The 13301-nt window shown below is 65.0% G+C and carries 13 protein-coding genes; 12 read left to right on the top strand and 1 reads right to left on the bottom strand.

From position 1 onward, the window contains the following. From BVH03_RS12825 to BVH03_RS12775, 11 genes are all read left to right on the top strand, one after another. Nucleotides 1-765 (top strand): ABC transporter permease, encoded by a 765-nt coding sequence (locus BVH03_RS12825; protein ID WP_075961537.1) that lies wholly within the window; start codon nucleotides 1-3, stop codon nucleotides 763-765. 26 nt (nucleotides 766-791) lie between these two features. Further along, nucleotides 792-1775, top strand: coding sequence for an ABC transporter substrate-binding protein (locus tag BVH03_RS12820; RefSeq protein WP_075961536.1), 984 nt, complete (start codon nucleotides 792-794; stop codon nucleotides 1773-1775). 17 nt (nucleotides 1776-1792) lie between these two features. Next, the gene (locus BVH03_RS12815; protein WP_075961535.1) at nucleotides 1793-2809 is read left to right on the top strand and encodes a zinc-binding dehydrogenase; all 1017 of its coding nucleotides are present in this window, start codon (nucleotides 1793-1795) and stop codon (nucleotides 2807-2809) included. A gap of 83 nt (nucleotides 2810-2892) precedes the next feature. Continuing rightward, nucleotides 2893-3315: a PaaI family thioesterase gene (locus BVH03_RS12810; protein ID WP_075961534.1), complete on the top strand. Its 423-nt coding sequence runs from the start codon at nucleotides 2893-2895 to the stop codon at nucleotides 3313-3315. A gap of 4 nt (nucleotides 3316-3319) precedes the next feature. Then, nucleotides 3320-4108 carry a VOC family protein gene (locus BVH03_RS12805; protein WP_075961533.1) on the top strand — a complete coding sequence of 263 codons (789 nt, stop codon included), beginning with the start codon at nucleotides 3320-3322 and terminating at the stop codon, nucleotides 4106-4108. Further along, nucleotides 4105-5640: a class I adenylate-forming enzyme family protein gene (locus BVH03_RS12800; RefSeq protein WP_075961532.1), complete on the top strand. Its 1536-nt coding sequence runs from the start codon at nucleotides 4105-4107 to the stop codon at nucleotides 5638-5640. Before BVH03_RS12805 ends, BVH03_RS12800 begins: the two co-directional genes overlap by 4 nt. Nucleotides 5641-5651: 11 nt before the next feature. Continuing rightward, nucleotides 5652-6716 carry an ABC transporter substrate-binding protein gene (locus tag BVH03_RS12795; RefSeq protein WP_075961531.1) on the top strand — a complete coding sequence of 355 codons (1065 nt, stop codon included), beginning with the start codon at nucleotides 5652-5654 and terminating at the stop codon, nucleotides 6714-6716. Beyond that, nucleotides 6713-8020, top strand: coding sequence for an acyl-CoA thioester hydrolase/BAAT C-terminal domain-containing protein (locus BVH03_RS12790; protein WP_075961530.1), 1308 nt, complete (start codon nucleotides 6713-6715; stop codon nucleotides 8018-8020). Before BVH03_RS12795 ends, BVH03_RS12790 begins: the two co-directional genes overlap by 4 nt. Beyond that, nucleotides 8017-8775: an ABC transporter ATP-binding protein gene (locus BVH03_RS12785; RefSeq protein ID WP_075961529.1), complete on the top strand. Its 759-nt coding sequence runs from the start codon at nucleotides 8017-8019 to the stop codon at nucleotides 8773-8775. Before BVH03_RS12790 ends, BVH03_RS12785 begins: the two co-directional genes overlap by 4 nt. Then, on the top strand, nucleotides 8768-9544 hold the full coding sequence (locus BVH03_RS12780; protein ID WP_075961528.1) for an ABC transporter permease: 777 nt from the start codon (nucleotides 8768-8770) through the stop codon (nucleotides 9542-9544). Before BVH03_RS12785 ends, BVH03_RS12780 begins: the two co-directional genes overlap by 8 nt. Before the next feature lie 11 nt (nucleotides 9545-9555). Continuing rightward, nucleotides 9556-11178, top strand: a complete 1623-nt coding sequence (locus BVH03_RS12775) for a gamma-glutamyltransferase family protein (RefSeq protein ID WP_075961527.1) — start codon at nucleotides 9556-9558, stop codon at nucleotides 11176-11178. A 282-nt stretch (nucleotides 11179-11460) separates the two neighbouring features. On the opposite strand, the gene BVH03_RS12770 is transcribed toward BVH03_RS12775, so the two are convergent. Further along, complete coding sequence (locus BVH03_RS12770; RefSeq protein ID WP_075961526.1) at nucleotides 11461-11733, bottom strand: hypothetical protein; 273 nt, start codon at nucleotides 11731-11733, stop codon at nucleotides 11461-11463. Nucleotides 11734-11877: 144 nt separating this feature from the next. On the opposite strand from BVH03_RS12770, the gene BVH03_RS12765 reads away from it, so the two are divergent. After that, on the top strand, nucleotides 11878-13287 hold the full coding sequence (locus BVH03_RS12765) for an LLM class flavin-dependent oxidoreductase (RefSeq protein ID WP_075961525.1): 1410 nt from the start codon (nucleotides 11878-11880) through the stop codon (nucleotides 13285-13287). Nucleotides 13288-13301 lie beyond the last annotated feature (14 nt).

The raw sequence follows: 13301 nt of genomic DNA, 5'->3' as shown, positions 1-13301 counted from the left end.
ATGGAAACCGCCAAGCGATTTTCCAGCCTCGCCCTGCAACGCTTCGCCCTGATCGCCGTGGTCGGTCTGCTCTGGTGGTACGCCGCAGGTCGCTTGCCATCGTTCGTGCTGCCCGGGCCGGAAAAGGTCTTCGCCGCGCTTGGCAGTCTGCTACACAGCGAGACCTTCTGGCATGACCTGAGCGCCACCCTCGGGCGCGTGTTCAGTGGCTTCGCATTAGCTACGCTGGTAGGCACCCCCCTGGGGCTGGCGCTGGGCAGCAGCCCGGCGCTGGCGCGCTTCTTCGAGCCGGTGCTGTCGGTGTTCAACACCGTGTCGTCGGCGATCTGGGCGATCTTCGCGATCATCTGGTTCGGCATCTCCGACGCCACCACGGTGTTCGTGGTGTTCATGACCGCCATGCCGCTGATCCTGACCAACGTCTGGCAAGGCGCGAAGACGGTGGAACGGCAATACGTGGAGCTGGCGCGTTCGTTTCGCCTGTCGCGGCTGCAGATCCTGCTGAAGATCTCTCTGCCGAGCATTCTGCCGTACTTCTTTTCCGGCGCACGCCTGGCGTTCGGCTTTGGCTGGCGGGTATCGCTGGTGGCCGAGACGCTCGGCGCCTCGGATGGCATCGGCTATCGCCTGCGCCAGGCGGCGGACCTGGTGCGGAGCGACCAGGTGTTCGCCTGGACCGTGCTGCTGGTCGCCCTGATGTTGTCGCTCGAGGCGGGCGTGCTCAAGCCCCTCGAACGTCGGCTGTTTCGTTGGAAAACCCCCTAGTTTCTTCCTCTATCAAGGATCACTCCATGCGTAAGTTGATTGCCGTCGCGGCCCTCGCCGCGAGCGCGGTGCTGCCTCTTGCTGCCCATTCGGCGGACAAGGTCCGCATCGGTTACTGGACCAGCGGCGTGAGCCTGGGCTACGGCTCGGTGCTCGAATCCAAGGATTTCCTCGCCAAGCGCGGCATCGAAGCCGAGTTCGTGCACTTCCCCGACGTCAATGCGCCGATTCGCGCACTGGCCGCCGGCTCCATCGACCTGGCGTTCGGCGCTCCACTGGCCGGGGTGTTCTCGACGGCTGCCGAAGGCGTGCCGATCCGCATCTTTGCCGCGACCCAGCCGGCCGACGTGCAGTTCGTGGTGCCGGCCGACTCGCCGATCACCTCACTGGCCGAACTCAAGGGCAAGAAGATCGGCATGTCGCCGGCGGGCTCCTCGGTGGCGGTGATCGCCGGTGCGGTGCTGGCGGGCAACCACGGCATCAAGACCAACGATTTCTCCTTGGTCGGCGGCAACGAGTCGCGCCTGGCGCAGTTCCTGGCGCAGAAGCAGGTCGATGGCGCGGCCCTGCGCTCGGTCACCATCGCCCAGCTCGAAGACGAGCTGAAGGTCAAGCGGCTGGGTAGTTTCGCCGAAGAGTGGAAGGCCCTCACCGATTCCGACGCGGTGCCCTACATCGGCGTCGGCACGGTCAGCGCCAAACTGGTCGACGACAAGCCGCAGGTGGTCGCCCGGGTCATCGCCGGCCTGCGCGACACCCTGGCGTGGGGCAAGGCGCACCCGGATGAAGTGGTCGAGATCCTGCGCAAGAGCGCCAACCTGCCGGAGAAGGATGCCCGCGTGTACGTCGGCCAGTGGGATGCCATGAATCGTATCGCCTTCGAGCCGGCGGACATCGAGACCCTGCGTCGTCAGCACCAGGTGTTCATCGACGGCGGCCTGATCAAGGGCGCACTGAAGGACGACCTGTTCGCCACCGAACCCTACACCCAAGCCAAACAAATCCAGTAATCACGGAGACAACGACTGTGAGCAAGACCATGAAAGCCCTGGTACTCGACGAGCACGGCGACCTTGACCAGTTGCGCGTCGTCACCGACAAGCCGATACCGGCAGTGGGCAGCGGACACGTGGTAATTCGCGTTGGTGCCTCGTCCTTCAATTACCACGACGTCTTCACGGTGAAAGGCATGCCCGGCATCAAGGTGCCGTTGCCGGTGGTCATCGGCCTCGACCTGGCTGGCACCATCAGCGAACTGGGCGAGGGCGTGGAAGGCTGGAAGGTCGGGGACCGCGTGCTGATCAACCCGCTCAAGCCCGATGTCGGCCTGATGGGCGAGATGGTCGACGGCGGCATGGCCGAGTACGCACGCGTCGATGCGCGGCAACTGATCCGCCTGCCCGATGCGGTGAGTTTCGAGCAGGCCGCGGCGCTGCCGGTGGCCTACGGCACCGCCCACCGCATGCTGATCACCCACAACACCGTCAAGGCCGGGGATCGCGTGCTGATCCTTGGCGCCAGCGGCGGCGTGGGCACCGCCTGCGTGATCCTGGCCAAACTGCTGGGCGCCGAAGTGATCGCCTGTGCCGGCAGCGACGAGAAGGGCGAGCGTCTCAAGGCGCTGGGCGCCGACCACGTCATCAACTACCGCGCTACCGACTTCTCCAAGTGGGCCATCGCCCAGTACGGCAAGCCGCAGCGCCGTACCTACGAAGGTGGCGTGGATGTGGTGATCAACTTCACTGGCGGCGACACCTGGCTGCCCTCGCTCAAGTGCATCAAGCGTGGCGGCACGCTGCTGGTGTGCGGCGCTACTGCCGGCCACGACCCCAAGGAAGACCTGCGCTACGTGTGGAGTTTCGAGCTCAACATCAAAGGCTCGAACAGCTTCTACGAAGATAACCTGGTCGGCCTGCTCGACCTGATTGCCGAGGGCAAGATCGATCCGATCATCGACCGCGTCCTGCCCCTCGAACAGGCCGCTGAAGGCCTGGCGCTGATCCGTGACCGGGAAGTGCTGGGCAAGGTGGTCGTCACCCCTTGATCGGCTTGCATCGATCTGCACCGTGCAGTCGCCCGTTTGTGGGCGACTGCACGACCTTCTGAACACTCAACAGGATTGATCTCATGACCGAAACGACACTTCCGAGCGCTGCCGACATTCAGGCCAAACTGCTCAAGGGCCCCTATCACCAATGGCTGGGCCTGCAGGTTCAAGCGGTGGGCGAGGGCAGCATCGAACTCAGTGCGACATGGCGCGAAGAGTGGGTGGTCAACGTCGAGGGTGGTTACACCCACGGCGGCATACTTGCCGCACTCGTCGATCTGACCGCGGACTGGGCGCTGGTGTCCAGGACCGGCAAGGGCGTGCCGACCATCGACCTGCGAGTCGATTACCACCGCCCGGCCAAGGGCGATCTGCGCGCCAAGGGCACGGTCATCAAGTTCGGCAAGCAGTTCTCGGTGGCCGAGGCGCAGGTCTTCGATGGCGAAGGCAACCTGGTCGCCAGTGGCCGCGGTGTCTATGCCACGCCTGCAGCGAAGGCGTGATTCCATGAGTGCGGTACTGGATCACCTGGTCATCAACGCGCGCTTCGATCTCGATGGGGCGGCAGAGGTCTTCGCGGGGCTGGGGTTCACCCTCACGCCGCGTGGGCATCATTCCCTCGGATCTATCAACAACCTGATCATGTTCGCCGAGGGCTACCTGGAGCTGATCGGCTTGCCGCTCGGGGGCGAGCGTTTGCGACAGGAAATTCTCGACAGCCCCCTCGGCATCGATGGCCTGGTGCTGGCCAGTGAAGACCCGCGCCGCACTCATGCGGCTCTGGTGCAGGCCGGTTTTCTGGTGCAGCCGGTACAGCATTTCTCCAGGCCGGTGGAGGTCGATGGGGCCTCTGTTGAGGCACGCTTCGGTACCGTCCGGCTGCTGCCTGGGCAGTTCGAGGCAGGCCGCGTGTATTTCTGCCACCACGAAACCCCCGAGCTGGTATGGCGACCCGAGTGGCTGGGCCATGCCAATGGCGTGCACAGCATCGAGCGCTTGACGGTGGTCAGCGAGCAGCCGGCGCACACGCGCGAGCTATTCGGGCGTCTGGGGCGCTTCGATGGGCGTTTCGCACTCGAGGTCATCGACGCGCAGGTCTGGCGCACCCGGGATATTGAGGCGCCCGAGGCCGCGCAAGCGCGGCCGGAGCGTTTCGTGTCGATCGGCTTGCGCGGTGGTGACCCGGCGGATCTGGCGCAGCGGGCGGCGAGCCTTGGTTTGCCGCATCGGCAGGCGGTAGACCGGGTGGTGATTGCCATCCCGGCGTTCTCCACCGTACTGGAGTGCCTGGCATGAATCCGCAGACCCGTAACCTAGGCCGCGTGCTCGACTCGCAGGCCACTGGCGAGCGACTGGCGTTTATCGGTTTGGACAATCAGCTCAACGAGTCGCGTTGCACCTATGCCGAGCTGGATGCGCTGGCCGATGGTATCGCCCGTGGCCTGCTGGCCCGTGGGCTGGGGGCCGGAGAGCGTGTCGCGCTGCTGGCTTTCAATTCGCCGGCCTCGATCGCCGCGCTGCTGGGCATCATGCGTGCCGGGCTGGTGGCGGTGCCGGTCAACCACCGCTTCCCCAAGGCGCTGATCGACTTCGTCATCGCCGACAGTGGTGCGCGCCTGCTGTTCTGCGACGCGGCCCATGAACAGGTTGCAGAGGGCAGGGCCTGGGTGTCGCTGGAAGCGGAAGGTATCGAGGCATTCACCGAGCCCGGGGCACTCAGCGCCTTCGAACCCGAGGGCGATGAGCCGGCGATGATGCTCTACACCTCGGGTTCCACCGGCAAACCCAAGGGTGTGGTGCTGAGCCACCGCGCCCACTTGTGGATCGTGCGCACCCGGTTGCAGGCCACGCCGCTGGCCGATGAGCGCACGCTGATCGCCGCACCCTTGTATCACATGAATGCCCTGGCCCTGGCGCTGCTGGTGCTGGCCAGCGGGGCCACCGCGGTGCTGCTGCCGCAGTTCGGCGCTGCGGCCTACATCGAGGCGATCCAGCGCTACCGTTGCACCTGGCTGACCGCCGTGCCGCCAATGATCGCCATGATGCTGCGCGAGCAGGCGCTGCTGGCGCATGCCGACCTGTCCTCGGTAAGGGTAGTGCGCATGGGCTCGGCGCCGGTGAGTGCCAGCCTGCTGGCGCAGATCCACCGCTTGCTGCCCAATGCGCGGGTCATCAACGCCTACGGCACTACCGAAGGCGGGCCGGTGGTGTTCGGGCCTCACCCCCAGGGCCTGACCAGCCCGGCGCTGTCGGTGGGGCATGCCCTTCCACACGTGCAGGTGCGCCTGCGTAACGAGGCGGGCGCGCTGGGTGATGAGGGCGTGCTGGAGCTGAAAAGTCCGGGATTGATGTCCGGCTATCACAACCGCCCCGATCTGGCCGTACCGTTCACGGTCGATGGTTTCTATGTTACCGGCGACGTATTTCGCCGTGATGCCGACGGCTTCCATACCTTCGTCGGCCGCCGTGACGACATGTTCGTCAGTGGCGGCGAGAACATCTATCCCGGTGAGGTGGAAAAGCTTCTCGAGCGTCACCCCGAGGTGCAGCAGGCCTGCGTGGTGCCGGTCGAGGACGAGATCAAAGGGTTCAAGCCCATGGCCTTCGTCGTCCGGCGCCAGGGCAGTGCAGTCGGGGAGGCGGCCATCAAGAATTTTGCCCTGGCCCATGCCCCGGCCTACCAGCATCCGCGTCGGGTGTGGTTCCTCGACAGCCTGCCGCTGGCCTCCACCCACAAGATCGACCGCAAGGCCTTGCTCGACAAGGCTCGGCGAAACCTCCTGGACAGTGACCGGACCACCGGACCGTCTGAATCGCAATCTGCCTAGGACCTACCACCATGCGCTTCGCTATCCGTTTCTTGCTGCCCCTGACGCTGGCCGTTGCCGGCCAAGCCCATGCCCTCGACGAGGTCACCGTCGCCCTGGCCATTCCACCAGCCGTCCACGACGGCGCGCCTTACGCTGCAGCCCAGGAGCTGGGCCTGTTCAAGGAGCAGGGGCTGAGTGTCAGTACCGTGGTGTTCCAGGGCGCCGGCGCCTTGCTTCCGCAGGTCGCCAGCAAGCGGGTGACCTTTGGTTTTCCGGTAGCTGAACCGGTGCTCTCCAGCCACTTCAACAAGAACCCCTTGCCGCTGCGCTACTTCTACAACGGCGTTCCCAGTCAGACCCTGGAATACCAGGTGCTTGCCGATTCGCCGATCAAGACCCTGGCCGATCTCAAGGGCAAGAAGATCGGCGTTGGCGCCCTGACCTGGGGCACGCTGCCCAACAGCCGCGCGGCCCTGCGCGTTGCCGGGCTGGAGCCTGGCAAGAACGTCGAGTTCGTCGCCGTCGGCGCGCTCGGCGCGGGCTTTCAGGCATTGCGCAGTGGCCAGGTGGACGCGCTCAATTTCAACAACAGCTGGGGCGACATGCTCGAGCTTTCCGGCACGCAAACCCGGCGCATCCAGTATCCCGAGGTGTTTCAGGAAAACCCCGGTAATGGCTTCATAGCGCACCAGGATACTTTCAGCGAAAACCCGGACCTGATCCGCCGCTTTGGTCGTGCCTATACCGAGGCGCAGTTCGTGTGCGAGGTGAACCCGGCTTTCTGCGTGCAGGCGTTCTGGCGCCAGCATCCGGAAAGCAAGCCTGCCGATGCCCAGGGCAAGGGCCTGGAAGATGCCAAGACGCTGCTCAGTCGGCGCCTGCAACGTACCCTGTACTTCCCAGGTGGCAGCCCGCGTGTGCCGGGGCAATACGACCTGCAGGCGATCCGCGCGGCGGTCAAGGCCATGGTCGAAGCCGGCGAGTTCCCCAGCGCTGAGGTGCCGGTGGAGCAAGTGTTCTCCAACGAGTTCGTGCCGGCGTTCAACGACTTCGACCGTGATGCACTGCGCAAGCGGGCAGAGGCGGCGCAATGAGCCCGGCGTTCGAGATCGACATTGCCGATGGACTGATCGACCAGCCACGGCGCATTTGCGTAGGGGGGCTGAACCCAGGGCTGGCGCGCTTGACCACCACCCTGGAGCACCCCGATGGCAGCTTGTGGCAGAGCGAAGCCCGCTTCGACATCGGGGCCGACGGTGCGCTGGATATCGATGCACAGCTGCCATTCGACGGGGACTGGAGCGAGCTGGAAGCGCTGGCGCCCGTGTGGTCGTTGCGTCAACTGAGCCCGCCCCATAGGCCGCAAGCCAGTGAAGGGCTGGAGCCGTTGTCGATTCGCTTGCAGGTCCGCGACGCAGCAGGGGCCAGTGCCTCGGCCACGCTAACTCAGCGCTTTCTCGCCCCCGGCGTAAGCCGCCGGGAAATTCGCGAAGAGGGACTCAGCGCAACCTTGTTCAGCCCCGAGGCTGCAGGCCCTCATCCTTTGGTCATCGTGCTCAATGGCTCGGGCGGCGGCACGCCGGAACAACGTGCAGCGTTGTATGCCGCACAGGGTTACGCGGCATTGGCGCTGGCCTACTTCAAGGCGCCGGGGCTGCCTGAGCACATTAGCGACACGCCACTGGAGTACTTCGAGCAGGCGCTGAACTGGGCGGCGCGCACGTTGCAGCCGCGGCACGGTTTCATCGCCGTCGCCGGGCTGTCGCGCGGCGGCGAGCTGGCGTTGCTGCTGGGCGCGACCTTTCCCGAGCGGGTATCGGCGGTGATCGGCTACGTGCCGAGTGCGGTGATCCATGGCACCTTGCGTGCCGGGCGCCCGGAGCAAGCCCGCGACGCCGATGCCTGGACCTGGCGAGGCCAGCCGCTGCGCAATGTCTGGCGGGACAACCCGGCAGCCGACTGGCGGGCCTTCGACCAGCCGCCCGAGCCCGGCGCGGCGATTCTCCAGGCGCCGGCGTTCGTGGCGGTGGAGGCACATGCCGCCAGTGTCGAGGCGGCGCGTATCCCGGTTGAGCGTATCAAGGGGCCGGTGTTGCTGATCTCGGGCAGCGATGATGGCTTCTGGCCGTCCAGCGCCTACAGCGAGCGCATCCAGGCCGAGCTGCAGGCGGCCGGCCATGCCTGGCCGGTCACCCATGTGCGCGGTGAAGGGGCGGGCCATGCCATCGGCTTTCCGTTCGTGCCGACCACCCAGATCGCCAGGGTTCATCCGGTTGCCGGGGTACTGATCAGCGGCGGCGGCACTCCTTTCGCCAATGCCCGGGCCAACCGCGAAAGCTGGCACGTCGTGCTGGCCTTCCTTGCCGATGCGCGGCGTACCCGCGAGGCGCAGTCATGAGCGCGGCCCTGACCCTGCAAGACACAGGGCTGACCTATCAGACCCGACGTGGCGAGATCCAGGCCCTGGCCGAGGTGAACCTATGCATCGAAGACGGCGAGTTCGTGGCCGTGCTCGGGCCTTCGGGCTGCGGCAAGTCCACCATCCTCAAGCTCGCGGCGGGCCTGCTCGAGGCCAGCGCCGGGCAGGTCAGCGTAGCCGGGCAGGGCATCGACGGCCCGAGCCGGCACACTGGCGTGGTGTTCCAGAAGCCCAATCTGCTGCCCTGGAAAACCGTGCTGAACAACGTGCTGCTGCCGGCACGTACCCTCGGCCTGCCCATCACCGAGGCGCGTCAGCGGGCACTGGCATTGCTCGAGCTGGTCGGCCTCGCACCGTTCGCCAACGACTACCCGTTCGAGCTGTCGGGTGGCATGCAGCAGCGGGTCGGCATCGCCCGCATGCTGCTGCACGACCCGCGCCTGCTGCTGATGGACGAGCCGTTCGCGGCCCTCGATGCGCTGTCCCGCGAAGCGCTGACACTGGAGCTGCAGCACATCTGGAGCCAGCAGCGTAAATCGGTGCTGTTCATCACCCACAGCATTCAGGAGGCGGTGTTCCTGGCCGACCGGGTGCTGGTCATGTCGCCGCGGCCTGGTCGCATCATCGACGAGGTGGCGATCACGCTGCCGCGGCCCCGTAGCCTAGAGACCCTGGTCGATCCAACCTTCACCGCACTCTGCCAACAGCTGAGAAGGCACTTCACCCATGCGTAGACTGCTGCCCGTGCTTTACCCCCTGACCAGCCTGGCGGTGTTGATCCTGATCTGGGACCTGTCCGTACGCCTGCTGGAGATTCCCGATTACCTGCTGCCCGCCCCAGTGACGGTCTATCAGGCGCTGGCCGGCGGTTTTGCCGATGGCAGCCTGTGGCCACACATCGGCGTCACCCTGGGCGAAACGCTGAGCGGATATGCCATTGGTTGTCTGCTGGCCATCACCTTGGGCGCCTTGCTGGCTGAGTCAGAAACCTTCGAGCGCTTCGTCTACCCGTTGCTGATCGGCCTGCAGGCAACCCCCAAGGTCGCCCTGGGGCCAATCATTCTGGTGTGGTTCGGTTTCGGCATGACTTCCAAGATCGTGCTGGTGGCATTGGTCTGCTTCTTCCCGCTGTTCGTCAACACGGTAAACGGCATTCGGCGTACCGACCCGGAGCTGCTCGACGCCTGCCGTTCCTTTTCCGCCTCGCGACTTTACCTGCTGGTTCACGTGAAGTTCCCGGCCGCGGCCGGCGAGGTATTCGCCGGCCTGCAGATCGGCGTGTCGCTGGCGCTGATCGGCGCGGTGGTCGGTGAATTCCTGTCGGCCCAGCGCGGGCTCGGTTATCTGATCGCTTCAAGCTCGGTAAGCATGAGCCTCGCGACCATGTTCGCCGGGGTCATCCTGCTGGCCTTCATCGGCCTGTGCGGGGCACAGAGCGTGCGCTGGCTTCAGCGCCGCGTGATTTTCTGGGAGCCGGGCGCCGCCCGGCCCCGTAAACATTGAAGGAGAGTTTCATGTCGTTCGACTGGCGCAACCCCTACCCAACGACCCGTATCCCGTTGTTCGCCCGCAACGTGGTGTCGACCTCCCACCCCATTGCGGCCCAGGCCGGGCTGCGCCTGCTCCTGGCCGGCGGCAACGCCGTGGATGCGGCCATCGCCGCGGCTGCCACCCTGACCGTGGTCGAACCGGTTTCCTGCGGGTTGGGCAGCGATGCCTTCGCCCTGGTCTGGGACGGCGACTCGCTGCATGGGCTCAACGCTTCCGGCACCGCGCCCGACGCCTGGACGCCAGAGTACTTCCGTCAGCGCTATGGCGAGGACGGCCATGGCCATGCGAAACGGCCCGTGCGCGGCTGGGACTCGATCACCCTACCCGGCGCGGTAGCCGGTTGGGGCGCGTTGCACGAGCGTTTTGGCAAGCGCCCCTTCGCCGAGGTGCTGGCGCCGGCGGTGGAGGTGGCCGAGCGCGGCATCACCATCGCGCCGATCGTGGCGCACAAGTGGGCGGCAGCGGTTCCCGAACTGCAGGGCCAGCCGGGTTTCGCCGAGGCCTTCATGCCCCATGGTCGGGCGCCGCAGACTGGCGAGAAGTTCGTCTTCGCCGACGCTGCGCGCACCTTGCGGCTACTGGGCGAGCAGGGCGCGCGGGCGTTCTACGAGGGTGAGATCGCCGAGGCCATCATCGGCCATGCCCGAGCCACGGGTGGCAACCTCACCGCAGCGGATCTGCGGGGCTATCGCCCCGAGTGGGTCGCGCCGATTTCACAGCGTTACCGTGGTTACGATGTGCACGAGATTCCGCCGAATGGCCAGGGCATCGCGGCGCTCATCGCGCTGGGTATTCTCGAGCACTTCGACCTGGCGGCTCTGCCGGTCGACTCGGCGGCGTCCCAGCATCTGCAGATCGAAGCCATGAAGCTGGCCTTCGCCGACGTTTACCGCTACGTCGCCGATCCGCGCAGCATGGAGGTCACGCCCGAACAGATGCTCGAGCCGGCGTACCTCGCGCAGCGCGCCAGGGCCATCGACCCGCGCAAGGCCAGCCGGCCCGGCTTCGGTCTGCCCAGGTCGGGTGGCACCGTTTACCTCAGCGTGGCCGACGAGGACGGCATGATGGTGTCCTTTATCCAGTCCAACTACATGGGCTTCGGCTCCGGCATCGTGGTGCCGGGTTATGGCGTCAGCTTGCAGAATCGCGGTGCCGGTTTCTCCAGCGACCCGGCTTCGGCCAATGTGGTGGCTCCCGGCAAGCGGCCGTTCCATACCATCATTCCGGCTTTTCTCACCCGTGATGGTGTGGCGCAGATGAGTTTTGGCGTAATGGGCGGTGATATGCAGCCCCAAGGCCATGTGCAGACACTGGTGCGCATGCTCGATTACCAGCAACAGCCCCAGGCGGCCTGCGACGCACCCCGCTGGAAGGTCAACCGGGATTTCTCGGTGGATCTGGAAGCCAGCATGAATGCCGATGCCGTACGCGGCCTGGAGGCACTGGGCAACCGTCTGAAATCCGTGGAAGACCCCTACATGGACTTCGGTTCCGGGCAGTTCATCTGGCGGCTATCGGATGATCCTGCCCATGGCTATGTGGCTGCCAGCGACAGTCGGCGAGACGGACAGGCTGTGGGGTTTTAGTTCAGAAGCAGGGCTGCACTCGCGTGCCGGAATGTTGATCGGCACAAGGGTGCATACAGAGAAAACATTCAGACGTGCGCTAGGGTCATGGAGCGGCTGTCAGGTCGCTCCTCTGCTAAGCCTTTGCCACCTGCTGTGCTGATGCAACCATACAGGCGCCAACAGGGCGGACATGCATACCCGCTATTGGTCTCGCTGTCATGCGCAGATGAACTGCGCATGTTCGCGGCCCGCTGCGCCAGTCCGATTGGGCCCTGTATGTCACGCGGCAGTTGCTGATCGCTAATCTGCTCCAGCGGTACCTGCAGTTGGCCACCGGAAAGCTGCTTTGACCATCTCGCGATGCTCCAGCAACTGGGCACAGGTGAGCTGCAAGCTGTTGATGTCGGCATTGGTCTTGGTGCGAAGAGCCAGGGTCGTGGCGTTCTCGTTCCAGATGGTGTGCTCCGGCGGGTTGGCACCGCGAAAGTGCGAGCCGTCGATCTGCAAAGCGCTGTTCCTGATCGAATAGTCCAGAAGCGTTTGACTGTTTACCACCGAACAGCCAATCAGCATTGCTGTGGTCGTCTATGCATTTCTCTTGTTTCTCACTTTATATAACTCTATGTAAACAAAAGAATTATCAGTTGGCATGAATCGTGTTGATAGAGCTACAAGCAGCACCGCCACAGGTGCCGAGCCTATTGAGCAGGAGTCCCCATGCCACGTGAAATTCGTTTGAACGCCTTCGAGATGAACTGTGTCGGCCACCAGTCGCCCGGCCTCTGGAGGCACCCCAAGGATCGCGCCTGGCAATACAAGGATCTGGATTACTGGACGGATCTGGCCAGGTTGCTGGAGCGTGGCAAGTTCGACGGCATCTTCATCGCCGACGTGATCGGTATCTACGATGTGCTGGGCGGCAATGGCGACGCGGCCATCCGCCGGGCGACCCAGGTTCCGGTGAATGATCCGCTGGCGCTGATCACCCCGATGGCGCTGGTTACCGAACACCTGGGCTTCGGTCTCACCGCCTCGCTGACCTTCGAACACCCGTATCCCTTCGCCCGGCGTCTGTCGACTCTGGACCATCTGACCAAGGGGCGCATCGGCTGGAACATCGTCACGTCCTACCTCGACAGCGGTGCGCGCAACCTCGGGCAGAAGGCCCTGAGCGATCACGATGCGCGCTACGACTACGCCGATGAATACCTTGAGGTGCTCTACAAGCTGTTTGAAGGCAGCTGGGAGGAGGGAGCGGTGGTACGTGATCGTGAACGCGGGATCTTCACCGACCCGAGCAAGGTTCACGAGATCCGCCATCAGGGAGAGCACTTCCAGGTGCCTGGCATCCACCTCTGCGAGCCGTCGCCGCAGCGCACGCCGGTGCTCTACCAGGCTGGCGCATCGAGCCGCGGCAAGGACTTCGCCGCCGGGCACGCCGAGTGCGTGTTCGTCGCCGCACCGTCCAAGGTGATTCTGAAGAAAACCGTGGCAGACATCCGCCGCCGCGCTGCCGAAGCCGGGCGCGATCCACGCAAGGTGCTGATCTTCAACCTGCAGACGGTGATCGTCGACGAGACCGACGCCAAGGCCCAGGCCAAGTGGCAGGAGCTGAAATCCTATAGCAGCTACGAGGGGGCGCTGGCGCTGATTTCCGGCTGGACCGGTATCGACTTTGGCCAGTACCAGCCGGATCAGGTGCTCAAGCACATCCACACCAATGCCATTCAATCGGCAGTGGAAACCTTCTCCACCGCCGACCCGGACAAGCAGTGGACGGTCCAGGAACTGGCTGACTGGGTTGGCATTGGCGGCTTCGGTCCACTGATCGTCGGCAGTGCGCAGACCGTTGCTGACGAGCTGCAGGCCTGGGTCGAGGAGACCGACGTGGATGGCTTCAACCTGGCTTACGCCCTGGCCCACGAAACCTTCCGCGACGTGGTCGAGCTGCTGGTGCCCGAGTTGCAGGCACGCGGTGTGTACAAGACCGATTATCGCTCCGGCACCCTGCGCGAGAAATTGTTCGGTGATGGCCCGCGGCTGCCCGCCAACCATCCGGGCGCCGGTTATCGCGACCTCGGCCAGCAGCGCGAAACCCTCAGTGTCGGCCTGGCCGAGCCCGCCTGACTCGGCAGAGGAGT

Source organism: Pseudomonas sp. PA15(2017) (assembly GCF_001945395.1).
GTDB lineage: Bacteria > Pseudomonadota > Gammaproteobacteria > Pseudomonadales > Pseudomonadaceae > Aquipseudomonas.
This window is presented reverse-complemented; position numbering and strand designations above follow the sequence as displayed.

What these genes read in the sequence shown, in the direction of transcription:
- BVH03_RS12825 (WP_075961537.1), top strand. Translation starts at nt 1, where the DNA reads ATGGAAACCGCCAAGCGATTTTCCAGCCTCGCCCTGCAACGCTTCGCC.
- BVH03_RS12820 (WP_075961536.1), top strand. Translation starts at nt 792, where the DNA reads ATGCGTAAGTTGATTGCCGTCGCGGCCCTCGCCGCGAGCGCGGTGCTG.
- BVH03_RS12810 (WP_075961534.1), top strand. Translation starts at nt 2,893, where the DNA reads ATGACCGAAACGACACTTCCGAGCGCTGCCGACATTCAGGCCAAACTG.
- BVH03_RS12805 (WP_075961533.1), top strand. Translation starts at nt 3,320, where the DNA reads ATGAGTGCGGTACTGGATCACCTGGTCATCAACGCGCGCTTCGATCTC.
- BVH03_RS12800 (WP_075961532.1), top strand. Translation starts at nt 4,105, where the DNA reads ATGAATCCGCAGACCCGTAACCTAGGCCGCGTGCTCGACTCGCAGGCC.
- BVH03_RS12795 (WP_075961531.1), top strand. Translation starts at nt 5,652, where the DNA reads ATGCGCTTCGCTATCCGTTTCTTGCTGCCCCTGACGCTGGCCGTTGCC.
- BVH03_RS12790 (WP_075961530.1), top strand. Translation starts at nt 6,713, where the DNA reads ATGAGCCCGGCGTTCGAGATCGACATTGCCGATGGACTGATCGACCAG.
- BVH03_RS12785 (WP_075961529.1), top strand. Translation starts at nt 8,017, where the DNA reads ATGAGCGCGGCCCTGACCCTGCAAGACACAGGGCTGACCTATCAGACC.
- BVH03_RS12780 (WP_075961528.1), top strand. Translation starts at nt 8,768, where the DNA reads ATGCGTAGACTGCTGCCCGTGCTTTACCCCCTGACCAGCCTGGCGGTG.
- BVH03_RS12775 (WP_075961527.1), top strand. Translation starts at nt 9,556, where the DNA reads ATGTCGTTCGACTGGCGCAACCCCTACCCAACGACCCGTATCCCGTTG.
- BVH03_RS12770 (WP_075961526.1), bottom strand. Translation starts at nt 11,733, where the DNA reads ATGCTGATTGGCTGTTCGGTGGTAAACAGTCAAACGCTTCTGGACTAT.
- BVH03_RS12765 (WP_075961525.1), top strand. Translation starts at nt 11,878, where the DNA reads ATGCCACGTGAAATTCGTTTGAACGCCTTCGAGATGAACTGTGTCGGC.